General features: G+C 50.6%; 25 protein-coding genes and 1 other annotated feature. Of the genes, 23 read left to right on the top strand and 2 right to left on the bottom strand.

The window, feature by feature from the left end; translation table 11 throughout:
• The first annotated feature begins 198 nt into the window (after positions 1-198).
• The 22 genes from ACFQ03_RS18915 to yajC all read left to right on the top strand — a co-directional run bounded on the left by ACFQ03_RS18915 (position 199) and on the right by yajC (position 21,726).
• Positions 199-855 (top strand): HAD family hydrolase, encoded by a 657-nt coding sequence (locus ACFQ03_RS18915; RefSeq protein WP_379290147.1) that lies wholly within the window; start codon positions 199-201, stop codon positions 853-855.
• 97 nt (positions 856-952) lie between these two features.
• Positions 953-1,042: a sequence feature (ribosomal protein L21 leader region), on the top strand.
• A gap of 12 nt (positions 1,043-1,054) precedes the next feature.
• Complete coding sequence (gene rplU / locus ACFQ03_RS18910; protein WP_144935946.1) at positions 1,055-1,366, top strand: 50S ribosomal protein L21; 312 nt, start codon at positions 1,055-1,057, stop codon at positions 1,364-1,366.
• A 13-nt stretch (positions 1,367-1,379) separates the two neighbouring features.
• The gene (locus tag ACFQ03_RS18905; protein WP_379290145.1) at positions 1,380-1,736 is read left to right on the top strand and encodes a ribosomal-processing cysteine protease Prp; all 357 of its coding nucleotides are present in this window, start codon (positions 1,380-1,382) and stop codon (positions 1,734-1,736) included.
• A complete protein-coding gene (gene rpmA / locus ACFQ03_RS18900; RefSeq protein WP_144935952.1) occupies positions 1,730-2,041 on the top strand; it encodes a 50S ribosomal protein L27 in 312 nt (103 codons plus the stop codon). Before ACFQ03_RS18905 ends, rpmA begins: the two co-directional genes overlap by 7 nt.
• A gap of 162 nt (positions 2,042-2,203) precedes the next feature.
• Positions 2,204-2,938, top strand: a complete 735-nt coding sequence (locus ACFQ03_RS18895; protein ID WP_379290143.1) for a Spo0B domain-containing protein — start codon at positions 2,204-2,206, stop codon at positions 2,936-2,938.
• 55 nt (positions 2,939-2,993) lie between these two features.
• Positions 2,994-4,301, top strand: coding sequence for a GTPase ObgE (gene obgE / locus ACFQ03_RS18890; RefSeq protein WP_144935957.1), 1,308 nt, complete (start codon positions 2,994-2,996; stop codon positions 4,299-4,301).
• A gap of 262 nt (positions 4,302-4,563) precedes the next feature.
• The gene (locus ACFQ03_RS18885) at positions 4,564-5,016 is read left to right on the top strand and encodes an ACT domain-containing protein (protein ID WP_144935959.1); all 453 of its coding nucleotides are present in this window, start codon (positions 4,564-4,566) and stop codon (positions 5,014-5,016) included.
• Positions 5,017-5,257: 241 nt separating this feature from the next.
• A complete protein-coding gene (locus ACFQ03_RS18880; protein ID WP_144935962.1) occupies positions 5,258-6,544 on the top strand; it encodes a homoserine dehydrogenase in 1,287 nt (428 codons plus the stop codon).
• 42 nt (positions 6,545-6,586) lie between these two features.
• Positions 6,587-7,648, top strand: coding sequence for a threonine synthase (gene thrC / locus ACFQ03_RS18875; RefSeq protein WP_379290140.1), 1,062 nt, complete (start codon positions 6,587-6,589; stop codon positions 7,646-7,648).
• Positions 7,649-7,669: 21 nt separating this feature from the next.
• Positions 7,670-8,644 (top strand): homoserine kinase, encoded by a 975-nt coding sequence (thrB, locus tag ACFQ03_RS18870; RefSeq protein WP_144935967.1) that lies wholly within the window; start codon positions 7,670-7,672, stop codon positions 8,642-8,644.
• A 170-nt stretch (positions 8,645-8,814) separates the two neighbouring features.
• Positions 8,815-9,690 (top strand): prephenate dehydratase, encoded by an 876-nt coding sequence (pheA, locus tag ACFQ03_RS18865; RefSeq protein WP_144935970.1) that lies wholly within the window; start codon positions 8,815-8,817, stop codon positions 9,688-9,690.
• Positions 9,691-9,696: 6 nt separating this feature from the next.
• The gene (ilvE, locus tag ACFQ03_RS18860) at positions 9,697-10,575 is read left to right on the top strand and encodes a branched-chain-amino-acid transaminase (RefSeq protein WP_144935973.1); all 879 of its coding nucleotides are present in this window, start codon (positions 9,697-9,699) and stop codon (positions 10,573-10,575) included.
• A 248-nt stretch (positions 10,576-10,823) separates the two neighbouring features.
• The gene (locus ACFQ03_RS18855) at positions 10,824-13,133 is read left to right on the top strand and encodes a LysM peptidoglycan-binding domain-containing protein (RefSeq protein WP_379290136.1); all 2,310 of its coding nucleotides are present in this window, start codon (positions 10,824-10,826) and stop codon (positions 13,131-13,133) included.
• Between the two features lie 71 nt (positions 13,134-13,204).
• Positions 13,205-13,885 carry a BofC C-terminal domain-containing protein gene (locus ACFQ03_RS18850; RefSeq protein WP_379290134.1) on the top strand — a complete coding sequence of 227 codons (681 nt, stop codon included), beginning with the start codon at positions 13,205-13,207 and terminating at the stop codon, positions 13,883-13,885.
• Between the two features lie 339 nt (positions 13,886-14,224).
• A complete protein-coding gene (ruvC, locus tag ACFQ03_RS18845) occupies positions 14,225-14,728 on the top strand; it encodes a crossover junction endodeoxyribonuclease RuvC (RefSeq protein WP_379290132.1) in 504 nt (167 codons plus the stop codon).
• On the top strand, positions 14,725-15,348 hold the full coding sequence (ruvA, locus tag ACFQ03_RS18840; RefSeq protein ID WP_379290130.1) for a Holliday junction branch migration protein RuvA: 624 nt from the start codon (positions 14,725-14,727) through the stop codon (positions 15,346-15,348). Before ruvC ends, ruvA begins: the two co-directional genes overlap by 4 nt.
• Before the next feature lie 36 nt (positions 15,349-15,384).
• Positions 15,385-16,392 carry a Holliday junction branch migration DNA helicase RuvB gene (gene ruvB, locus ACFQ03_RS18835; RefSeq protein ID WP_379290128.1) on the top strand — a complete coding sequence of 336 codons (1,008 nt, stop codon included), beginning with the start codon at positions 15,385-15,387 and terminating at the stop codon, positions 16,390-16,392.
• Positions 16,389-16,826: a thiol-disulfide oxidoreductase DCC family protein gene (locus ACFQ03_RS18830; protein WP_379290126.1), complete on the top strand. Its 438-nt coding sequence runs from the start codon at positions 16,389-16,391 to the stop codon at positions 16,824-16,826. The genes ruvB and ACFQ03_RS18830 overlap by 4 nt, the downstream gene beginning before the upstream one ends.
• A gap of 150 nt (positions 16,827-16,976) precedes the next feature.
• Positions 16,977-19,067: a SpoIID/LytB domain-containing protein gene (locus tag ACFQ03_RS18825; protein ID WP_379290124.1), complete on the top strand. Its 2,091-nt coding sequence runs from the start codon at positions 16,977-16,979 to the stop codon at positions 19,065-19,067.
• A 9-nt stretch (positions 19,068-19,076) separates the two neighbouring features.
• A complete protein-coding gene (gene queA, locus ACFQ03_RS18820; protein ID WP_379290122.1) occupies positions 19,077-20,183 on the top strand; it encodes a tRNA preQ1(34) S-adenosylmethionine ribosyltransferase-isomerase QueA in 1,107 nt (368 codons plus the stop codon).
• A gap of 55 nt (positions 20,184-20,238) precedes the next feature.
• Positions 20,239-21,375 carry a tRNA guanosine(34) transglycosylase Tgt gene (tgt, locus tag ACFQ03_RS18815; protein WP_379290120.1) on the top strand — a complete coding sequence of 379 codons (1,137 nt, stop codon included), beginning with the start codon at positions 20,239-20,241 and terminating at the stop codon, positions 21,373-21,375.
• Positions 21,376-21,411: 36 nt separating this feature from the next.
• Entirely contained in the window at positions 21,412-21,726 is a 315-nt protein-coding gene (gene yajC, locus ACFQ03_RS18810) for a preprotein translocase subunit YajC (RefSeq protein WP_379290118.1), read from the top strand.
• Between the two features lie 166 nt (positions 21,727-21,892).
• Here yajC and ACFQ03_RS18805 read toward each other — a convergent pair whose 3' ends face one another.
• Entirely contained in the window at positions 21,893-22,729 is an 837-nt protein-coding gene (locus ACFQ03_RS18805) for a phosphatase PAP2 family protein (protein WP_379290116.1), read from the bottom strand.
• 84 nt (positions 22,730-22,813) lie between these two features.
• The gene (locus tag ACFQ03_RS18800; protein WP_144936007.1) at positions 22,814-23,203 is read right to left on the bottom strand and encodes a TIGR04086 family membrane protein; all 390 of its coding nucleotides are present in this window, start codon (positions 23,201-23,203) and stop codon (positions 22,814-22,816) included.
• Positions 23,204-23,372: 169 nt separating this feature from the next.
• On the opposite strand from ACFQ03_RS18800, the gene ACFQ03_RS18795 reads away from it, so the two are divergent.
• A complete protein-coding gene (locus ACFQ03_RS18795) occupies positions 23,373-24,686 on the top strand; it encodes an ArsB/NhaD family transporter (protein ID WP_379290114.1) in 1,314 nt (437 codons plus the stop codon).
• Positions 24,687-24,706: the final 20 nt, after the last annotated feature.

Here is a 24,706-nt window from a genome sequence, read left to right as displayed (position 1 = left end):
CTCGAAAGGAAAGGCATGGGCCCGTTGATCCAGGTAGGAAAGACTTCCCGGGTATTGAGAAACAAAAGGACTTAGAAAAAAAGGGATTATATGGAGCAAGAAGGTTGCCAAAGGTAAATAATATGATATTATTTTAATATGGTAAAGTGATAACGTAATAAAATAATACATCTCTTTTTTAGGGAAGGAGAGACATGGATGATCCGAGCGGTTGTTTTCGATTTTGACGGACTGATCCGGGATACGGAAACGTATGAATACTATTCATTTGTTAATCTGCTTGGAGAATATGGAGTAGAGCTGCCCCTTGAATTATACAGCAGCAGAATCGGCGGGGATACGAATACCTTCTGCCCATACTCCTACCTGGAATCTTCCATCGGCAGGACGCTGGAACGAGAACGTCTGAGAGAACGCCGGAGAGAAATCTATGCTGAACTTATTCATACGGAGAAGACCAGACCCGGGGTGGAGGATTATTTGCAAGCCGCACAGAGGATGGGATTACGGATCGGCTTGGCCTCGAGCGCCCCTTCGAGTTGGGTGATGCCGAATTTGGAGGAGCTGGGGCTGGTTCCGTATTTTGAATGTATCCGGACGCATGAAGATGCGGTTCGCGTTAAGCCCGATCCCGAGCTTTATCTCAACGTGCTGGATGCCTTGGGGGTGAATCCGCGGCAGGCAGTCGCCTTTGAAGATTCTCCTAATGGGGCTTTGGCTGCTTTCAGAGCTAATATGCGTTGTGTCATTGTCCCGAACAAGCTGACTGAGCAATTGACCTTCGGACATTATGACTTGCGCCTGAGCTCCATGAAGGATATGGGGCTGGAAGAGGTGCTTGCCCGCCTCGGCTGAATGGGCAGAAGAATTCCGGCCACCCGATGGGCTATCGTTAATTTTTTGAATTGATTTACGGGATATAATATGATAGAATGATTCAGTATGTTGCAGCAGCATGCTGTAACCGCGCATGTCGGGTTATCAAGAGACCGGGCTCCGCAAGGGCAAGGCCACCTGGACGATGGCGAGTCTGAGACATGAGGAGGTGCAACGAATGTACGCAATTATCGAAACTGGCGGAAAGCAGTACAAGGTTCAAGAAGGCGATGCTATTTACATCGAGAAGCTGGATGTTAACGAAGGCGATGTGGTTACTTTCGACCGTGTTCTTCTCGTTTCGGGAGACAAAGGCGTTTCGATCGGATCTCCGGTCGTATCCGGCGCTTCGGTTTCCGCGAAAGTGGAGAAGCAGGGCAAAGGCCGCAAAGTGATCGTTTACAAGTACAAAGCTAAGAAGAACTATCGCCGCAAGCAAGGACACCGTCAACCGTACACTAAAGTAGTGATCGAAAAGATTCAAGCGTAACCGGAGCCTTCCGATGATTAAAGTAATCATTACGCGACGGGCATCGGATGAGACCATTGAATCCTTCTCAGTGAAAGGACATGCCGACTTTGCCGAATCCGGCAAAGATATCGTTTGTGCCGGTGTTTCGGCCGTAACGGTCGGAACGATTAATGCCGTTGAAGAGTTGCTAGGCATTGCACCGGACACCGAGATGAAGAGCGGCTGGCTTACGGCCTGCTTTCCGGACGGACTCCCGCAGGAGCAAGAGGAGAAGCTTCAGCTGCTGCTGGAAGCTATGGTGGTCACGTTGAAATCCATTGAACAATCATACGGTTCCTATATAACGGTTAAGAATAAATTGGGAAAAGGAGGTAGACAGACATGTTGAAGTTAAATCTTCAGTTGTTCGCATCGAAGAAGGGTGTCGGTTCCACGAAGAACGGACGTGACAGCATTGCCAAGCGTCTGGGTGTCAAGCGTGCCGACGGCCAATTGGTAACGGCAGGAAGCATCCTGGTTCGCCAACGCGGAACCAAGATTCATCCGGGAACGAATGTCGGCATCGGTTCCGACGATACTTTGTTTGCGAAAGTGGAAGGCGTTGTTAAGTTTGAACGCTGGGGCCGCGATCGCAAGAAAGTGAGCGTCTACCCGGCTGAAGCTGCCCCTGTAGCAGCAGCAGTAGAAAGATAATCAACGGTGAACAGACTCCGGCAGCTTCTGCCGGAGTTTTTTTCGCTCTGAACAGTGTGTCCCATGACATTCGCCGGATCATTCTTAAGTTAGGCGGATGCAGTTCGAGTAGGAAAATGCTATACTTGAACAATGTGGAATCCATAGGGGACGGTGCAAGCCATGAACCGGATGAAATTGCTGCAGGCATTGACATTGGTTATTTTTGTTGCCTCATTATTAAGTCTTGCTGCATTTGCGATGCCATTTTTTGCACGCTGGTCGTTCGCTGCACTGCTGGTTGTAAGCGGTTATGCTTTCCTCAGGCTGGAGCAAGCCCGCCGGCAAGCGGCCTGTGATGATCGGCTTATACAGACGGTGAGTCATCATCGGCATGATTGGATGAATGATTTTCAAGTGCTGCTCGGTTTAATGAAGCTCAAGAAATTTGATAGTATGCAGCCTTATATGGATAAAATAAAAGCAAGAATGCATCAGGAAAGCTGCATGGCCAAGTTGGGCTCTTCTTCGTTAATCGCGTATTTGATGTCATTTCGTGCGGACAAGCGCCCGCTGGAATTGGAGGTAAACGTTGAGCAGGAAATTAATCTGGCACAGCTAAATGTAGAGAAGGACGGGGTGACCTCCCTGCTGAAGGAGACCGTGGAATGTTTCTGCGGCTGTGCGCAAGGGAGCGACGGGGAACCAAACCGGCTAAGCATCGAAATAGGGCTGGAGGACACGGACTTGCTGCTTGACTTTGTCTATGACGGAAATTATCGCGAGGATCTGCTGGGAGAGGCTGTGACGGCGATGAAGAAACGCCGGAATAACAGCCGGGTTTACATAGAGGAGGAAATCGGTCAGAACCATGTCGTGCTTACCTGCCGATTTAAGAATGCAGCGGGCCGGATATGAGAACAAGCTGTGCGTATCTATACTATAGATGTAGGAAATTCGGGGTGAACCGTTTATGTTTGTAGATAAGGCCAAGATTTACGTAAAAGGCGGCGATGGAGGAGACGGAATAGTTGCCTTCCGGAGGGAAAAATATGTTCCCGAAGGCGGTCCGGCGGGTGGAGACGGAGGACGCGGAGGCGACGTCATCTTTCGCGTGGACGAAGGGCTGCGGACGCTGATGGATTTTCGGTATCAGCGTCATTTCAAGGCTCCGCGCGGCGTTAAAGGAAGGAATAAATCGATGCATGGCGCCAATGCGGAAGATATGATCGTTAGGGTGCCGCCGGGAACGGTCGTTATCGATGACGATACTCAAGAGATCATCGCCGATCTTACCACACACGGTCAAGAAGTTGTAGTCGCCAAGGGTGGAAGAGGGGGACGTGGAAATACCCGCTTTGTTACCGCCAAGCATACGGCCCCGGAAATTGCCGAGAAGGGTGAGGAAGGCCAGGAACGGTGGGTTATCCTTGAATTGAAGGTGATGGCCGATGTAGGGCTTGTCGGTTTTCCAAGCGTGGGCAAATCCACACTGCTTTCCGTCGTTTCGGCCGCACGGCCGAAAATTGCGGATTATCCCTTTACTACCCTGACACCCAATCTGGGAGTGGTGGACGTCGGGGACGGAAGAAGCTTCGTCATGGCGGATTTGCCGGGCCTGATTGAAGGCGCTCATCAAGGTGTGGGATTGGGCCATGAATTTCTGCGCCATATCGAGCGCACCCGGATCATTGTCCATGTTGTGGACATGGCTGTCACTGAGGAAGAGGGAAGAGATCCCTATGACGATTGGCTCAAGATCAACGAGGAAATCAAGCTTTATAATGCCAAGTTGGAGGAACGTCCGCAGTTGGTAGTTGCCAGCAAAATGGATATTCCTGGGGCGGAAGAGAAGCTGCAGCGCTTTAGGCAGCTTCTGCTGGAGAACCATGGAATCGAGGAAGTGCTTCCTATCTCCGCAGCTACGCGCGAAGGAATCCAGGAGCTGATCTACAAGGTGGCAGATCAATTGGACGCCATTCCCGACGCACCGCATGTGGAAGAAGTGCCGGAAGCGGAAGAACGGAAGATCTACCGTTACGAAGAAAAGACCGATACAGGCTTCACTATCCGTCGGGAGAACGAAGTCTATGTCGTTGAAAGTCCCACTATTGAGAACTTGTTGAAACGAACCCAGTTCGGCTCTCATGATGCGGTGATGCGGTTCGCCCGTATTATGCGCAAGATGGGCGTTGACGATGAATTGCGCAAACGCGGAGCTACCGACGGAACCATTATCCGGATTGGAGATTTTGAGTTCGAGTTTGTTGAGCAGGGGTAAAGACGGCCTTTAATCTGATTATAGGGGATAACCGCCCACAGGGGCTGGGCTGGAGAGACAATAGTCTCACCTGGGAATCACGATTGAAACTCGTGACCCCAAGAAATAGGCAGACCGCCTTTCCATGAGGGAAGGCGAGGCTGCGTTTTTTCTTTTTGCACATGCTCGCGGTTAATAATTGCCTATTGCCACCAAGCGGGGTATCCGTTATAATGTCCACTATATAGAAACAAAAGTATGTATGGGGAGGACGATTGGCAATATGTCCGCTAGAAATGAAAGGGAGCCTTTTTATCTGGTTAGAGAAGATATATTGCCGGAAGCCGTTCTGAAAACGATGGAGGCCAAGGACCTGCTGGCCCGGGGCGAAGCGAAGACGATCCATGAAGCTGTCGATAAAGTCGGGATCAGTCGAAGCGCCTTCTATAAATACAGAGACGGCATCTATCCTTTGAACAAGGTGGACAGGGAGAGAATTGTGACGGTCTCCATGAATCTGGAGCACCGTTCAGGCATTTTGTCCAAGGTGCTGGCTTGTATTGCCGGCCTGGAAGGGAATGTGCTGACTATTCATCAGAGCATCCCGCTGCAGGGGATGGCTAACGTCGTTATTTCTGTAGATACTTCCCGAATGGACGATCCGATTAGCGGCATGCTGGAAGCCTTGAATAATATGGACGGGGTTCGCAAAGCACTCGTCATCGGGCAGGGATAGCTTTGTCCGACCGGTTCGGGAGACCGGGAACGGGACGATTTCCACTCATTGGCGGGATACGAGAGCAGGATGGACGGGAATCTCCATTCAAGAGAACCGCGATCAGATTTATTTTAGTGCGATGTATTTCCTTGCGGGTGCCGGAATTCCGGACAGACCTGCAGTAGCTTCATTTGCCTAGCTAATAGGGCCGGGCATATATACACGAGAATAGAAAGACTGGAAGATGGGGGAATAGTGGATGAAGCCGATAAAAGCGGGATTGCTTGGTTTGGGAACGGTAGGGACGGGCGTGGTCCGGATTGTGGAAGGACACCAGGAAGATTTGGTCATGCAAACGGGTTCTTCTCTCACCATAGAGAAGATTCTGGTCAAGAACCGCAGCAAGGAGAGAAGCATTACTGTCGGACCGGATAAGCTTACGGAGGATCCGTGGGAGATTATCAACCATGAAGAGATTGATGTTGTTGTGGAGGTTATGGGGGGAATTGAGCCCGCCAGAACCTATATACTTGAAGCCCTGAGCCGCGGCAAGCATGTAGTCACCGCCAATAAGGATTTAATGGCTCTTCACGGGCAGGAGATTCTCGCCAAGGCAGCGGAGAACGGCTGCGATGTCTTCTATGAAGCGAGCGTGGCAGGGGGAATACCCATTATCCGTACGCTGGTGGAAGGCTTTGCCTCGGACAGAATTACGAAAATTATGGGAATTGTGAACGGCACTACCAATTATATTTTAACCAAAATGAGCCAGGAAGGGGCTTCCTACGAGGATGTTCTGAAGGAAGCTCAGGAGCTGGGGTATGCCGAGGCTGACCCAACATCCGATGTGGAGGGGCTCGATGCCGCCAGGAAAATGACGATTCTCGCCACACTGGGCTTTAACGTCAATGTATCTCTGGACGATGTGAGTGTTAAGGGAATCAGCTCGATTTCGAAAGAGGACATTCTGTATGCGAAGAAGCTCGGGTATGAAGTGAAGCTTCTTGGAATAGCGGAACGCAAGGATGACTCGATCAGCGTTACGGTACAGCCTACGATGGTTAACAGAAGCCATCCGTTGGCCTCCGTTAACGGAGTATTTAATGCTGTCTATGTATATGGCGAAGCTGTGGGAGAGACGATGTTCTATGGGCCGGGTGCCGGCGAGCTGCCTACGGCCACCTCGATTGTGGCCGATCTGGTGGCGGTAGCCAAGAACCGGAATCTGGGAGTCAGCGGCCGCAGAGTCTTTACCCCGTATAAAGAGAAGAAGCTCAGAACGGCGGAACAGGTCGATTATAAAAACTTTATGCTGCTCCATGTGGAGGACGAACCCGGAGTGCTTGCCAAAATTGCCAAAGTATTCGCACAGCATGAGGTTAGCCTGGAGTCGGTGCTGCAGCAGCCGAACCCGAACAATCCGAAAGCGGAGCTGATTATTATTACCCATGACGCCAACCAGGCGAGCATGACGAAGGTGCTTGAGGATTTCCAAACTTTGGACGGCATTGATAGAGTGCAAAGCGTGTATCGTGTGGAAGGCTGATATCCGAAGAAGATATAAATTTATAATTAGGAGTCTGAAAAGATGAGATATCTAGGATTGCTTGAAACTTACAAAGCTTATTTACCCGTAACGGATCGTACCCCAATGATTACTCTTCATGAGGGAAATACTCCGCTCGTTCGCGCGGAGAAGCTGTCGGATGAGCTGGATTTGGACGTTTATTTCAAATACGAGGGGCTTAATCCGACCGGTTCCTTCAAGGACCGCGGCATGGTTATGGCCGTTGCCAAAGCAATGGAGGAAGGAAGCCGGACGATTATGTGCGCATCGACGGGGAATACTTCCGCTGCTGCAGCCGCCTATGCGGCACGCGGCAATTTAAACTGTATCGTCCTCATCCCTAACAATAATATTGCTCTCGGCAAGCTGGCCCAGGCGATAATTTATGGCGCCAAGGTAATCGCCATTGAAGGGAACTTCGACCGTGCTCTGGAAATCGTCCGGGAAATTACGGCCAAGCATCCGATCACATTGGTTAACTCCGTAAATCCATATCGGATTGAAGGTCAGAAAACCGCCGCATTCGAGGTTTGCGATCAGCTTGGCAAGGCGCCTGATTATCTGGCCATACCGGTAGGGAATGCCGGGAACATTACGGCTTACTGGAAAGGATTCAAGGAATACAATGAGCTTGGCAAAACCTCTTCCCTGCCTAAGATGATCGGCTTTGAGGCCGAAGGTGCCATGGCCATCGTTAAAGGCGAGCCTATCCGCGAGCCGGAGACGGTAGCTACGGCGATTCGGATCGGCAACCCGGCGAGCTGGACAGGTGCCGTTAATGCGGCCGAGGAGTCCGGAGGGCAGATTAATTATGTAACGGATGAAGAAATTCTGCACGCATACCGAACCATTGCCTCCAAGGAAGGAATTTTCGCCGAACCGGCTTCGGCCGCTTCGATAGCCGGGGTGATGAAGCTCAATAAGGAAGGTTATTTTACAGGTGGAGAATCCGTGGTATGCGTTCTGACCGGACATGGGCTTAAGGATCCGAATATCGCCATCAAGAGCGTAGAATCGGAGCCGCTTGTTGTCGAAGACAACGAACAGGCCGTTATGGAAGCTATCCGTAAGCTCGAATCGTAATAAGAAACCGGAGTGAACGACATGAACAAGGCAAAAGTCCGCGTCAAGGTTCCCGCCAGTACCGCCAATCTCGGACCGGGATTTGACAGCCTCGGAATGGCCCTCAACCTGTATGCTTGGATCGAAATGAAGGCATCCGATCGCACGGAGATTCAGCTCTACGGAGATCATATGGAGCAGGTGCCGACCGATAAAAGCAACTTGATTTATAAGGTAGCACAAATGGTATTTGCGGAGGCGGGAGTAGAATGCCCGGAATTGGAAATATCCGTTTACAGCGAGATCCCGCTTACCCGCGGTCTGGGCAGCAGCGCATCGGCTATCGTCGGAGCGATGGCGGCGGCGAACCGGCTGATCGGCAGTCCGCTTTCGGATGACAAGCTGTTCCAGATGTCCAGTGCCTTGGAGAAGCATCCCGACAACGTCGGTGCTTCTTTGTTCGGAGGCATTATAACGGCCTATTGGGATGGTTCGCGGGCGGAATATATCCGGATAGAACCGCGGCCGAATCTAGAGGTGCTCGTCGCTATTCCGGAGTTTCATCTGTCTACGGACAAGGCGAGGAAGGTTCTGCCTGAGCAGGTTCCTCTGAAGGATGCCGTCTTCAATGTCAGCCACACTTCCTTGCTGGTGGCTGCATTATGCAGCGGACGATATGATGTCATACGCCATGCGATGAAGGATGCGCTTCACCAGCCTTACCGTGCCTCCTTGATTCCGGGAATGAAGACAATACTGGACAAGGCTACGGATTATGGGGCATTAGGAGTAGCTCTTAGCGGGGCAGGACCTACGCTTCTCGCTTTAGTTGACGCGGAGAGCGAAAGCCGTTCCGAACTGGAGCATTTTCTGTTATCGACGCTGCAAGGGGAGGGAGTGCCGGCACAGACGATGTGGTTGAAGCCTGCCCTGCATGGGGTTGAAGAACTCAATCATTTCGATGAGCAGCGGAGCTTCCTGGATAACGTGCGTAACAGCCCGGAAGCCAGGCTATGAACTACCGGTTTAGCTTCCGGGGAACAGGCCGCTGTCTTGCAATTTCGCATGGCAGGTGTTAAGATTCAGAAGAAAAAACTCGATATTTTGGCGAATTCCGACAGTAAGTATGTACTTTAAGGTTGGAATGGCCAAAGAGGATCGACAGGATAAAAAGGAGAGGTCCGGGCGTGACCAAAATAGCCTTTCTTGGACCCGAGGGAACGGTATCTCAAGAGTCTGCACAATATTTTTTCAATAACGAGTCTTACGAATATATTCCATACAGCTTTATATCGGACGTATATAACGCTACCGTATCGGGTCACACGGATGTCAGTGTCATTCCGATTGAAAACACGATCGACGGCTCCGTCAAACTGCATGTTGACCAGCTCGTTCTTGGCGACCTGCAGATCCAAGCGGAATGGATTTATCCCTCAATTCAGAATTTAATCGGTTTCAAGCAACCCCAGGAGAACGGGCTTGCGGAAATTGAGAAAATCATTTCGATCGATGTCGCTATCGCTCAATGCCGTAACTTCCTGCAGGCACATCTGCCGGAGGTCAAGTTCGAATTTGTCAGCAGCACTGCGGAGGGAGTAAGAAGAGTTCGGGAGTTGGCTTCCCCCGCTGTCGCGGCGATCGGCACGAAGCTGGCGGCTAAGCAGTATGGACTGGAGCTTCTGGCGTCCAACATTACGGATCACCAGAATAATTTCACCCGCTTCATCCTGGTGGGGAATTCTTCACCGCCGCTCAAAGTTGCAAATAAATACAAGACAACTCTGCTTGTAACCCTTCCGGAAGATTACCCGGGCGCCCTGCATCAAGTGCTGTCCGCTTTCGCCTGGAGGAGAATCAATTTGTCCAAAATAGAATCGCGGCCGACCAAGCTGAAGCTCGGAACTTATTATTTCTATATCGATGCGGAAGGATCCTTGGATTCCGTACTGATGCCGGCAGCCATCGAGGAAATCGAGGCTCTGGGCTGCCAGGTCCGTATTCTGGGCTCTTATCCCAGCTATAATTACGAAACTTCTGACACAGCACATATGGAGGTGTAGTCATCCATGTCACAATGGATCTATCTAAACGGGGAATATGTAACTAAAGAGGAAGCGACCGTATCCGTTTATGACCACGGCTTTTTGTACGGTGACGGAATCTTCGAAGGTATTCGTATTTATAACGGAAATATTTTTAAATGCAAAGAACATCTGGACCGATTGTACGATTCCGCCAAATCGATTATGCTCAACATTCCCCTGACGTACTCGGAGATGGAGCAAGCTTTAGTGGAAACCATTCGCAGGAACGGATTGAAGGATGGCTATATCCGACTTGTCGTTTCGCGCGGTCCCGGGGACCTCGGTCTGGACCCGCGGCGCTCGCCCAAAGCCAGCGTCATCATTATCGTTGAACAGCTTTCCATCTATCCGGAGGAAGCATACATTCACGGTTTGAAGACCGTTTCCGTATCGACTCGCCGCAACGTTCCGGATGCATTGAATCCGAAGATCAAATCGTTGAACTATTTGAACAATATTCTGGTTAAGATCCAGGCCAATTTGGCCGGGGTCGGAGAGGCTATTATGCTCAATTCCCAAGGGTATGTAGCCGAAGGCTCCTCGGATAATATATTTATCGTTAAGCGTGGAACCGTCTTTACTCCTCCATGCTATTGCGGAGCTCTGGAAGGAATTACCCGGGCAGCGATTATTGAAATTTGTCAAAAGATCGGGTACACCGTCAAAGAGGAACCGTTCACCCTTCATGATGTGTATGTCGCGGATGAAGTGTTCTTTACGGGTACGGCAGCGGAAGTGATTGCCGTTCGGGAAGTGGACGCACGCATCATCGGTGAAGGAAAGGCAGGCCCGATCACCACCCGTCTTCTTCAGGAGTTCCGGAATATCGTAGAAGTTGACGGTGTTAAAGTTTACGAATAATTTTTTATAAAGTACAAAGCTCCTGCGAGACGGTTTAGTCTTGCGGGAGTTTTTTTTGCGTAAAGGATGTCAAAAGCCTATTTCCTGCATACAATGTAATGTCATTTCTGGGCACGGTGAAGGTGCCGGGGGCAAGGTCAGGTTGATTCCAGCTTCAATCACCAGGCGCGGAGCGGGAGACACCGGCTACCGAAGAAGTCGGCCTGAGGCCATCGGCTCGCTCCGTACATTACAAGGAGGTTTTAGGCTTGAAAATTCATATCGTCAAGAAAGGTGAATCGCTGTATCAATTGTCGAAGAAGTACAATGTAGATCTCGACAAATTGATCGAGTTTAATCCGCAAATTGAAGACCCGGACAAAATTGATGTCGGCACGAAGGTGAAAATTCCGAGCCCTTCCATACCGATGGAACCCCCCGAAAGCGACATTGCACATAAACATATTGTTAAGCAGGGGGATACTTTGTGGAAATTGTCCAAAAAATGGGGAATTCCGCTCAAGGCTATGATTGACGCCAATCCGCAGCTTAAAAATCCAAGTATATTAATGACCGGACAATTGGTTTATATCCCCAAGTGGAATCCTGATGGGGGCAATCAACCGAATGTTCCTGGAGAAGCCTCACTGCAGGAACTGAATGTGATGGCAGAGATGAATGCTATGGCGGAGTCCAATCTTATGCCCGAAATGACCATGCCTGTACCGCCGCACAAGAAGAATACGGCCCCGATTGTGCCGGAAGCTCCAATTCTGCCGATGGCAGAGGAGGTAAAGGAAGAGATCGAAGAAGTTAAAGAAGAGGTTAAGGAAGCTAAGGAAGAGATCAAAGAAGAGGCCAAAGAAGTACAAGAACTTCTGAAGGAAAAGGTCGAGCCGAAAGAAGTCGTGGAATTGGAAGAAATAAAAGAGGTGGCGGTAGAGAAGGAAGAGGAGAAAGCATACCCGTCCGTTCTGCCGTTTAAGGAAAACATACATCAGGAAGCTCTGGAGGAGAATGTGAATTTGGTTGCCCCCTTGGAGAAAGAATCGGTTCCTCATTCATATCCTTCTATTATGTATACGGAGCACTTGTTTGAACAGTATAATGTGCCTGCCGTTGAAGCTGCCGTGGAATATACGGGCTGGGCTCAAGCGAATGCAAATGTGGAGCCGCAAGTGAGCCCTTATCAAGACTGGAGCTCCTGGCCAACGTCTAACGAGGCAGCCTTGAACGCTCCTTATGAGTATGCCAACCTCCCGCAGCTTTCGGGAGTTGACCCGAATGTACTGCCGCAGCCGCAATATGCGCCTTATTCTTACGAGTCTAAGGGTAAGCACGATTGCGGATGCCAAGGGCATCATCATGCCTCCTATGCGGATTATCCGGGCCTTCAGCCTTATTCTGTGCAGATGACAAACGTTAGCCCTATGGCGAATGTGAGCCCGGTACAGGAAAAAGGGAAGGCCGAGAATAAAAATCCGGCCGGAACTTGGCAGGATGGCGGTCATATACATTCGGCAGGACACTGGCCGCATGACGGGGGCAATGTGCAATCGATGAGCCACTGGCCGCATGACGGAGGCAATGTGCAATCGATGAGCCACTGGCCGCATGACGGGGGCAATGTGCAATCGATGAGCCACTGGCCGCATGACGGGGGCAATGTGCAATCGATGGGCTACTGGCCGCAGGATGTGGGCAATGTGCAATCGATGGGCTATTGGCCGCAGAATGTGGGCAGCGTGCAATCGATGGGCCACTGGCCGCATGACGGGGGCAATGTGCAATCGATGAGCCACTGGCCGCATGACGGGGGCAATGTGCAATCGATGAGCCACTGGCCGCATGACGGGGGCAATGTGCAATCGATGAGCCACTGGCCGCATGACGGGGGCAATGTGCAATCGATGGGCCACTGGCCGCAGAATGTGGGCAATGTGCAATCGATGGGCTATTGGCCGCATGACGGGGGCAACATGCAGCCGATGGGCTATTGGCCGCAGGATGGCGGGTATATGCAGCCGATGAGCTATTGGCCGCAGGATGGCGGGTATATGCAGCCGATGGGCCACTGGCCGAACAGCGGGCCGATAGCTAAGAGCGGGGCAGAGAATGTGTCTGCATCGCCAAATGCGAATTTGGCGGCGCAGGCCAAATCCGGACCGAAGATAAATTCCATGCCGAATCTAGAGGCAGCCGCTAATGCGGGTTCTTTTCCCAATATGGGCCCTCTACCGTTTGGGATGCCGGCAATCCAATATGGAGCTGCTGCAGTAGACCCTTACTATGCGCCTTACTGGTCCCCGGCGGCCCCATGGACATACGGGCCTATGGATGCCCCGTATGCCGGCGGCTTCTCCAAAGAGAAGCATTCCCAATCCAGAGGAACGGACAATGAAGAGCCGACCCCGGGCGAGGCGGCAGAGAATAAGGAAACCGCTGAAATAAAAAAGAATAGCCGTACCAAAACAGGAGGATCCGGCACCAAAGCCTCTCTGCATTCCTACCCGCGCAAGAAGAAAAAACGCAGCACCGTGAAAAAAACGAAAACCAACCAACCGTGGATTAATTACTAGATCCGGTTATTAACGTATAATCCCCTTCATTCTGGAAACACTAAAAAAAAATTCAGAAGAAGGGGATTACCGTGAGCTTATCAAGCCTGTTAAAACAGCTCAAGAAGCTGCTAAAGCAAAAAAAACGATGGTTATCGTTAGGGCTCGTTATTTTGGCCGCGGGCGTATCCGTAACGGCTTCGGCATATTATTGGAACAAGAACAGGACGGTTTCGAACGGAACGCAGGAGCAAAAATCTTTGTCCGTATGGAGTTCCCGGGTTGATTCTCCGGAGGAATCACAGGAAGGCAATAAGGCCGTCTTAGACGTCCTTATGCGGGATAACGAGCCCAAGCTGGTCTTTCACCAGAAGAATTACGTTTGCGGGGAGGAGGTCGTGCAGCTCGGATGGCTAAAGCCCGGAGAAATTGCCGACTATTCTTTACAGAACCCGAGGGCAGTTATATCTTTGCAGGACAATCAGCAGGTTTATTTAACGGAACAGATAGACGATTTGTCGGAAAAATGCAAAGGGAATGTTTATTTCGGAATCGACAAGGACGGCAATCTGTCTTTGTTTGAGGGAATGCCCGCAGGAGAGCAAATTATCCGGACGTTCTTCCAGCTTAACGTTCAGCATTTGAAAAGCAGTCTTCCCAGCGAAACCTTGAATCAGTTGTATGACGGAATTCGGATTCTGGACCTCGATGATTATAACAGCGTTATTTCCACGTTCAGCGACTATGCGGTTCAGGGTGGCAAGAGCGAATAGCATTTGCATCGCAATGGAATACAAATCTAAGTTCCGAATGCCCAGGCAGAGAGGGAAAGTTCTTTCCTTCTCTGTCTGTTTGTTTTTCTCAGGCTTCTCCGTAAGCCAAAAAGGAAGGAAAGTCTCCCGGCGTATACTCACTGAGGAGAATATCTGTTATAATGACAAGGAATACATATGTTCGCCAGTCTGCAGATTTATAATTGGAATGATTGGAATGATTGGAAGACCGAGCTTGTCCCGGACTGCCCTAATCATATTTCGTGAGAATAACGGCAATTGGATACCGATGATATAATATCCGTATCCGGCTTTAGCGGAGAATGGAGAGGAAAGCTGTTGCGAATATTGGGAATTGACCCGGGGATTGCGATTGTCGGGTTCGCTTTTATCGATAAGCTGGGAAGCCGCTTGGTTCCGGTACAGTACGGCTGCATCCAGACGGAGGCCCACACGGAGCCTTCCCTGCGGCTCAAGGAAGTCTATGACGCTACGCTGCAATTGATTGACAAATATAAGCCCGAGGCGGTAGCCATAGAGAAGCTGTATTTCAATCGGAATGTTACGACCGCTTTTACCGTCGGGCAGGCCCGGGGAGTCTTGATGCTGGCAGCGGCGCAGAACGGACTTCCGGTGGCGGAGTATACCCCGCTTCAAGTCAAGCAGGCGGTAGTCGGCTACGGGAATGCAGAGAAGAAGCAGGTGCAGGAGATGGTCAAGATGCTTCTTAAGCTGTCACAAGTCCCCAAGCCGGATGATGTGGCCGATGCCTTGGCGGTAGCCATTTGCCATTCCCATTCCTATGTCCTTATGCAAAAAATGAACGAGGTATATAAACGATGATAGATTTTTTGAGAGGTCAACTTGTCCATCGGGAGAAGGATTACGCCGTTCTGGATGTTCACGGGGTCGGGTATCAGGTTTATTGCGCCAATCCCTACGCCTTGGGAGGACATTCCGACGAACCGGTTACGCTGTATACCCACCAGCATGTCCGTGAGGACGCGATTCTGTTATTCGGTTTTGCTACCAGAGAGGAGCAGTCGCTGTTTCGCCGTCTGATCGAGGTGAACGGCATCGGGCCGAAGGTAGCTATAGGAATTCTGTCTGCGGGTCAGCCGGAGGCGGTCATTACAGCGATCTGTCAGGAGAACATCTCCTTCTTGACCAAGCTTCCGGGGATAGGGAAGAAGACCGCGCAGCGGCTCATTCTCGATCTGAAGGATAAGCTCGGCGACTTGACGGCCGGTTGGAGCAATGCCGATCTTGCGTCCAGTGCGGTTTCCAGGCCTATGTCAGGATTATCCGCCTCGGAAGAGGAGGCCAAGCAAGCCTTGATGGCGCTGGGGTATTCGGAAGCAGAAATCGATAGAGTATGGCCTGCGGTCAAGCAGAGAGCGGCGGATTCGGACCCGGTAGACACGGTCGTGAAGACGGCGCTGCAGCTCTTGTTTCAAGGTTAATGGCTGAGGGGAGCATAGGGAGAAGGAGGACCAGTCATGGACGAACGGATCATATCAGCTAATTTAATGATGGAGGACCAGGCGGTCGAGCTCAGTCTTCGTCCAAAATATTTGGCTGAATATATCGGACAATCACAAGCTAAAGAAAACTTGAAAATTTACATAGAAGCAGCCAAAATGCGCAAGGAAGCGCTGGATCATGTATTGCTTTACGGTCCGCCCGGTCTCGGGAAGACAACCTTGTCGAATATTATCGCCAACGAGCTGGAAGTCAACATTCGCACAACATCGGGTCCGGCTATTGAAAGGCCGGGCGATCTGGCGGCGATCCTGACCAATCTTCAAGAGGGGGATGTGCTGTTCATCGATGAGATTCATCGGCTGCATCGCACCGTGGAAGAGGTCTTGTATCCCGCGATGGAGGACTTCGCTCTGGACATTATTATCGGCAAAGGGCCTAGCGCACGCTCCGTCCGTCTCGATTTGCCTCCGTTCACCCTGATTGGAGCTACTACCCGGGCAGGGCTGTTGTCCGCTCCTCTGCGAGACCGCTTCGGGGTGGTCTGCCGGCTGGAGTATTATACCAACGAGGAGCTTGCCTATATCGTGAGCCGGGCTGCCGAAATTCTGCAGGTGGAGATGGTGGGCGAGGCGGCCATGGAAATCGGGATGCGTTCCCGCGGCACTCCGCGTATTGCCAACCGCCTGCTGAAGAGAGTAAGGGACTTCGCCCAGGTCAAAGGGGACGGGATGATTACGAAGGAAATCGCCGAGGTTGCCCTCCGTTTAATTAAGGTGGATAAGCTTGGGCTTGACGAGATCGACCATAAGATGCTGAAGGCCATCATTACCCATTTCAGAGGGGGGCCGGTCGGATTGGATACGATTGCCGCAACAATCGGGGAAGAAGGGCAGACTATCGAAGATGTGTATGAGCCCTATCTGCTGCAAATCGGCTTCCTGCAGAGAACTCCCCGCGGCAGAATGGCCACGGTTCATGCTTATCAACATCTGGGAATAGAGCCGCCGGAGAAGAAGGAATGAAGAACGGACAGCGCCTTACTTTACTCTACGACGCCCATTGTGTGCTGTGCAGAAGAACGGTGGATACATTGAGCCGGCTGGAGGTCGGCTGTGAACTGATTATGATTCCTTATCAGGAGGCCGAAATTTCGCAGCTTCCCGAAGGATTGACTCCGGAACAACTGCAATCGCAGTTGCATGTTATCGATGAACAGAATCAGGTTTACCGCGGGGCAGAGGCTGTCTGCCGGATTATGTCCAAGGTTAGGGGGTGGAGATGGATCGCGGTTCTGTACCGTATTCCTTTCCTCCGTCCTGTGGCTGATCGGATCTATAAGTGGATCGCCGACAACCGGTATAAGCTGTTCGGACGGAACGAAGATTGTGAATCGGGGAGCTGTCAACTTCATCTGCCAATGGATAAGAAGGAAGAACCTGAGTCGGGGAAGAGATAAGAGCAAGAATGAACCTTATCGCCTGTGATAAGGTTTTTTGGGTTTCAGGGGAAAGCGCGTGCAACTTTTTCCAGAAGTAGGAGTCTATATTCTACAGGGGCTGTCCATAGCTCTCACGTTAAACTGAATGATGAAGGAGACAACCTGTCAATGACACAACCACAACCTAAGCGTTCGAAATGGCTGAAATGGGTAGTTGCGTTTAGCATTGTATGCTCGCCGGTACTTCCGGGACCGGTTCCAGCGGCTAAAGCCTCCGTCGCTACTACGGATACGATCCGGGTCGCTTTATATATTGAATCGCCTAAGTATAAACTTTCCGTACCTGCAGTTACCGTCACGACCGATGGCGGGCTCAGCATCGGATTCCGTCAAGCCGCCGGCCCCACAATTGTGCCGGACGGGGCTCCGTCGGCACTGCGGGCAAGCCTGGATCAATATGGCGTTCTTCTGATGGAGACGGATCAGTATACGGCGGCTAAAGCCTATTACGATAAACTGGTTAAAGCCGGCTATTCCTCCACATTATTTGCTGCAGCCAAGCAGGGTAAGGAAGTATATCAGGTTGGTATCGGCGGTTATGCCGATGCTGCTTTAGCCGCAGCGGCACGGGACAAGGTAAAGGCCGACTCCTCCTTGGCCGCATCGGCGTCTGCCCAGTCCCTGACCGGCCCTCTCCGTTGGAGTGCGGGAACTTATTCTACGGAAGCGGAAGCTTCGGCCCGGGTAACGGAATTGCAGCAGGCCGGACTGCCGGCTGTGCTCGCTTATCATGAGGATGGCGCCGGGAACCCGGCTTTCTCCGCGTGGATTGGACAAGAGGCCGACCAGACCGGAATGGCCGCCATACAGGCACAAGCTCTGCAGGTGATGCCGCAGCTGGCGCTGGTACAGGTCGATACTTCGCAACCGTATGCGGTTAAGCGGGATGATCGTACTCAGGGAATGGGAGAAACGCTGCCGCATCTGCAATTCAATGCCGGCAGCAAGCTGTGGATTTCATCATCCCAGCAATCCAGAATTAAAGTAACCGAGAAAGACAACCGCTCTTATCGCGGCAGTCTCGAGTTAAGTCAATACGGCGGGAAGCTTGCTGTAGTGAATGAGCTTCCTTTGGAACACTATTTATATTCCGTCGTGAGCACGGAGATGGGCCAGGGCTGGCCCATGGAGGCTCTCAAGGCACAAGCGGTAACTGCCCGCAGCTATGCTCTGGAGAAGGGAATGAAATATGAAATCGCCCATGTGACGGACAGTACCATCGATCAGGCCTACAATGGTGTAGAATTCGACGATGTGATCGAGGCCGTTAATGCGACCGCCGGAGAGGTCATGGTAATGGGCAAGGGAATTTTCAGTCCGTTATTTTATTCAAACGGAGGCGGGATTACCGCCGAATCCGAAGAGGTTTGGGGAAATCCGGCCCCCAATTACGCAAGTGTAAACAGTCCGGATTCGATAGCGGAGAAGGGCAAGCTTACCTGGTACTTTGTGTGGCTGCCTAACGGGAAGACCGGGTATATCCGATCCGATTTGTTAAAGGATACCGGGTCCAAGAACGCAGCGGGCATGTCTTATTACGAGCCTACGGAGAACGGGGTTAATGTCCGGTCTTTTCCTGATACGAACAGAGCTTCTGCTGTTGATAAAGTAAACCAGGGGGATAGAATCGTTGTTCTAGATGAAGTGATTGAGAGCAATGCCTATTCCTGGATAAGAGGCACCTATACGTCTGCTGAAATGACCGGTATTATGAATAAGCAGCTGGCGGAGCCTTTGGCCGGGCCGGTCAGAAGCCTGGAGGTATCCAAGCGGGGGCCTAGCGGAAGGGCTCTCGAAATTAAGGCTAACGGCCAAGCCGTCCGGGTACAGTATCCCGATGCCATCCGTACGCTGATGGGAGGCCTTCCGAGCACCCTGTTTGAAATTGAAGAAACGGGAAGGTATACTATACTGGGAGCAAATGATGTATCCCGGACCTACCCGGAATCCGCATTATCTTTGTACGCAGTGCAAGGTGGTTCGCCAAGCGCCGTTTTGCCCAACGAGTTCTTGGTATTGAACGGGGCCGGTGACGTACGTCTGGCGACCAAGGACCAGAAATTTATATTCAGGGGCAAAGGCAACGGCCACGGTCTGGGCATGTCCCAGTGGGGTGCCCGCGGATTAGCGGAGCAAGGTTATGATTATAAGAAAATTTTGGAACACTACTATAAGGGAGTTACCATTACTAAGGACTGAATAATAGCTATGGATGTAGAATTGTTTAATTATCATCTGCCTGAGGAATTAATTGCTCAGACACCTCTGAAGAACCGGACTCATTCCCGGTTAATGGCTCTGGATAAGCAGACGGGCCGGATCGGACACCATCTTTTCGAGCAGCTGGAAAGTTATTTGAAAGCCGGGGATTTACTCGTGTTAAATGATACGCGGGTCATTCCAGCCCGGCTTTTTGGCTATAAAGCAGATACCGGTGCCAAGGCAGAAGTACTGCTCCTCAAATCGTTGGGGGAAGACCGCTGGGAAGTATTGCTGCGGCCGGCCAAACGATTCAAGGAAGGCTCACGGATAGAGTTCGGTTCGGACGATGCATCGGAGGGGGCCCCCGATTCCGCCGGTCAGCCGCTGCTCACAGCGGTGGTGGAGCAAGCGGGAGAAATGGGGAGCCGGGTTCTGCGATTTGAGTATCAAGGAATATTCAATGAGATTCTTGATCGCCTGGGACAAATGCCGCTTCCGCCTTATATTAAGGAAAGGCTCGAAGACCGGGAGCGTTATCAAACCGTTTATGCGAAGCATGAAGGATCTGCGGCGGCCCCGACGGCAGGGCTTCACTTTACGACCGAATATTTGGAAAGGCTGCAGCGGCAAGGAGTCCGTATCGCTTATGTAACCCTGCATGTTGGTCTGGGAACGTTCCGCCCGGTATCTGTCGACCGCGTTGAGGAGCATGAAATGCATGCGGAGTACTACAGCTTACCCCAGGAGACTGCCGATGCCATCAATGAAACCAGGGCTTCCGGGGGCCGCGTTATTGCTGTGGGAACAACATCGGCGCGAACATTGGAAACGGCAGCAAGAGTTTGTGGACTGGGAGCCGGACCAATGGTACAGGACAAGGAAGCACTGCAAGAGATAAAGGCCTGCAGCGGGTGGACAGATATATTTCTATACCCGGGGGTGCCATTTCTGCTTGTGGACGCTCTCTTGACGAACTTTCATCTGCCGAAATCTACATTAATGATGCTGATCAGCGCAATGGCCGGTCGTGAGCGCATACTGAAAGCTTATGAGGAAGCTGTTCAACACAAGTATCGTTTCTTCAGCTTTGGAGATGCCATGTTTATCTATTAACGGCCAGGCAAGCCGGTAAAACATTTAATGCAAAAGAGAAAAGGGATGAGCGGTTATGGCGGCGGTAACTTATGAATTAATTAAAACCTGCAAGCAAACGGGAGCGCGCCTGGGACGTGTCCATACTCCTCACGGCGTGATAGAGACTCCTACTTTTATGCCCGTAGGCACTCAGGCAACGGTTAAAACCATGAGCCCGGAAGAATTAAAGCAAATGGACGCGCATATAATTTTAAGCAACACCTATCATCTGTTCCTGCGTCCCGGTCACGAAATCATTAAGCGGGCAGGGGGATTGCACCGCTTTATGAATTGGGACAGGCCCATCCTGACCGATAGCGGCGGATTTCAAGTGTTCAGCCTGAACGAAATGCGCAAAATTTCCGAAGAGGGGGTTGAATTTCGTTCTCATCTCAGCGGGGATAAGCTGTTCCTCTCTCCGGAGAAGGCTATGGAAATTCAGAATGCGCTCGGTTCGGATATCATGATGGCATTCGATGAATGTCCTCCTTATCCGGCGGATCATTCCTACTGTAAGCAATCGTTGGAACGGACCACCCGTTGGGCGGAACGCTGCCTTCAAAGTCATGCCCGTCCGGACGAACAGGCCTTGTTTGGAATTGTTCAAGGAGGGATGTATGAGGATTTGAGAAAACAGAGTGCGGCGGAGTTGACTTCGTTGGATTTCCCGGGTTATGCTATTGGTGGACTGAGTGTAGGAGAACCTAAAGCATTGATGTACGAGGTGCTGGATTACACCGTTCCTTTGCTTCCCGCAGGGAAACCAAGGTATTTAATGGGAGTGGGATCTCCGGACGCGTTGATAGAGGGAACGATGCGCGGCATAGACATGTTCGATTGTGTCCTTCCGACACGGATCGCCCGCAACGGCACGGTTATGACCAGCTCGGGACGGATGGTGATCCGCAACGCCAAGTTTGCAGATGATTTCGGGCCTCTGGATCCGGAATGCAGCTGCTACACCTGCTCCAATTATTCCCGTGCCTACATTCGCCATCTGTTGAAAGCGGATGAAACGTTCGGGATCCGTCTGACTACGTATCATAACTTGCATTTTCTGTTGGAATTGATGCGCAAGGTAAGACAAGCTATCCGTGAAGACCGTTTACAGGACTTCAGGGATGAGTTCTTCGAGCAGTATGGAATGAATGACAACACAAGTGGATTTTAACTAAATCGGGGTCGAAGTGGAAAGGGGTGAATGTTAATGAGATATATGGCTGAAGCGGCGGCTGAGCCAGTGGGTACGGGCAATTTGCTTCTATCCCTCTGGCCGATTGCCTTAATGTTCCTGATCCTCTATTTCTTGTTGCTGCGTCCGCAGCAGAAGAGGCAGAAAGCTAGAAACACGATGCTGCAAGCTTTGAAGAAGGGAGACAAGGTTATCACCATCGGCGGGCTGCACGGAACGATTATCGAGATTACAGACGATACGTGCGTGCTGCGGGTGAATGATGCGACCAAGATGACCTTCGAAAGATCGGCGATTAATTCCGTCGTCTCCTCAAGCTCCGAATCATAAGAGAAGAGTATCGCCGCAGGAAGATCATGTACATAGAGGTAACAAAAAAGAGCCTGTTCAGGCTCTTTTTTACGTTTGAGAGATGGTTTCGTACATTTATCCTCAGTAAAGTCCGGACTCCCGGTTATACACATTGTTCTCCGCAAGCTCCCCAACAATTGACAATTTACTGTCCCAGGCTGTCATTCCGAGAACTGTACACTTTGGATTTTCCTGTCTTTCTTTCGCTGATTTTTATGCCTGCCAATGCAGCGCTAACGCCAAGCACAACTCCTGCGACCATATCCGTAACCCAATGAATCCCCAAATAGAAAATGGAAAAGATGATGAAGGCCGCGGTTAGGCCCGCAAACCACCTCCAGAATCGGTTCCCTGATTTAAAAGCGATGACGGCCATAGTAACGGATAACGAGGTATGAAGGCTTGGGAAACAATTATCCAGACCTGATAGAGAACGATAGGTTTCTTCAAAGGTCGGGAACGAATCCAAAATCAGAAGACGTACGTCGGGATGGAAAGACCAGACTTCAAAAACCGGGAAAAACAGGTAAAACGGGAACGCCACCAAATAATTGCCGATTATGGCATAACAAACCGCATAAAAAAGAGATTGCCGTTTGTGAAAGGTATATACGGCAATGGAGACGATCATGACCGCCGGAAAGACAACAACATAGAAGAAGGAAGAGAGCCATGTCAGCGTCGGATGTTCAAAAAAGTGCTGTATGGAAGCTACCAGATTACCCTCCAAATGAAAGATGGCAGGTGTAAAATCGGTCTGGGCAGGTAATTTCTCCTCGACCCAAAGCTCGAGCCTATTTACTAACAGGATGGCTATAACAGCCGCAAAATGAAGAAAGTATTTGCGGGATGACAATAATTCCCGTACGAAAGAACCGGCCACCGTTATGGGATTCGCTCTCGCAGCGAGCCATAACAATACAATGACGGCAACAATGGTCCAGATGGTTACCCCTGTCATAGAGTGGAAGTTAAACATCATGGATGCCTCCTAATGTGGTTGTCTGTCGCCAAAAAACACAACGAACCGTATTATATCACATTAGGACGGATTGTAAATGGTAAGTTATTTATGGGTATTTACGCCTATAATGCCGCCCAGAGCCCCGATAAAGAAGCTCGCTGCGCTGAATAAAATCGTGTTTAAGTCAAAGCCTTTATCAAATCCGAGGAAACCGATCATAATTATAATCACACTATAGACCAGCCCCAGAATCCCCCCGTAATACCATCCTTTCATCTCCGCCTTCCTGCCGGCAACCCATCCTCCCAGGCATAACGAAATGGTATGGATAATGTATGCGTATGCAGGAAGCGCGTCTTCTTTTTGATCCGTTAGCATAAGGATAAGAGAAGTAATGACGGCCGCAATACTCATAATGATGAAGGCATACAGCAGGCCGGACAGGATAGGGGATTGAATCCGTACACGGGAAGTGTCGTTCTTGGTTTCCATTTAGCTTTCCTCCTTACTTTTGGGAATGCAAAACTCATCCTTGTACATTGTATGGCCAAGCCGGAGTGATTAGTACAAAGGAGGGAAAGGTTGAGCAGGTAATAGACGGGATTGGAAGATTTATGTATAATCTTCAATTAGCACAATCGAAACACAAAGGAGTGCAACTATGAACGAGTTATCGATGGAAGCGGCGACCTGGCAAGTCGTTGCTGCTGTAGTGATTTTCCTGGTCAGCTACGCACTGATTGTTGCGGAGAAATGGAACCGGGCAGTGATTGCCATGGCCGGCGCTATCCTGATGATCATCCTGGGTCTGGTTGATTTTGAGGCGGCCTATCAATCCTATGTGGATTGGAAAACGATATTTTTATTAATCGGCATGATGATCATTGTAGGAATTACGAGCAAAAGCGGTGTTTTTCAATATTTGGCGGTCCGAGCGGCGCAGAAAGCCAAGGGGGACCCGATCCGGATTCTGATTCTTCTCTCTTTGCTTACTGCAGGGGGCTCGGCTTTGCTGGATAATGTGACTATTGTGCTGCTAATGGTGCCGATTACGTTTTCTATAACACGTATTCTTAAGCTGAATCCGGTTCCCTTCCTTATTGCCGAGATTATTTCGGCCAACATGGGAGGAACGGCAACCCTTATCGGAGATCCTCCCAATCTAATGATTGGTTCGGCCACACATCTTAATTTTATTGATTTTCTGATTCATCTGGCGCCGGTTATTCTTATTATTCTTGGAGTGACCCTGTTGTTCTTCAAGCTGCTGTACGGTAAACAGCTCAAGGTGCAGGCCAAGGAGCGCAAAGAATTGATGAAGCTGAGCGCAAGAAGCTACATAACGGATAAACCCTTGCTTATAAAATCATTAATCGTTCTTGGATTAACGATTATCGGCTTTCTTATCCATCATCTCCTGCATCTTGAAGTCGCCGTAATTGCCATGGCCGGGGCTACGATTCTAATGCTTGTGGCTATTAAAGATAATGATGTTGAAGAGATGCTTCAAACGGTAGAGTGGGTCACCATTTTGTTCTTCGCAGGACTATTTGTGCTCATTGGCGGATTAATTGAAGCCGGGGTTATTCGCAGTTTGGCTACAGGGATGCTGCAGATTACGGAAGGAGATATCGCTTTTACCGCAATGCTCGTTCTGTGGGTCTCGGGATTTGCTTCGGCAACGATAGACAACATTCCGTTCGTAGCGACTATGATTCCTCTAATCAAAGATATGGGAGCTCAGCTTGATGTAGCTCCGTCCGCTTTGAACCCGGTTTGGTGGTCTTTGGCGTTAGGGGCTTGCCTGGGAGGCAATGGAACGTTGATCGGCGCATCGGCCAATTTGATCGTGGCCGGAATGGCCAAGAAGGAAGGAAAAGCATTTTCTTATATGGAGTTTCTTAAGGTAGGGGCACCGGTCACCTTGATTTCTCTGGTCATTTCGTCCTTATATGTTTATTTTGTTTTACTATGACCGGCGGCGTAATTAAAGGA

This window comes from Paenibacillus residui (assembly GCF_042677205.1).
GTDB classification, from domain to species: Bacteria; Bacillota; Bacilli; order Paenibacillales; family NBRC-103111; genus Paenibacillus_L; species Paenibacillus_L residui.
This window is presented reverse-complemented; position numbering and strand designations above follow the sequence as displayed.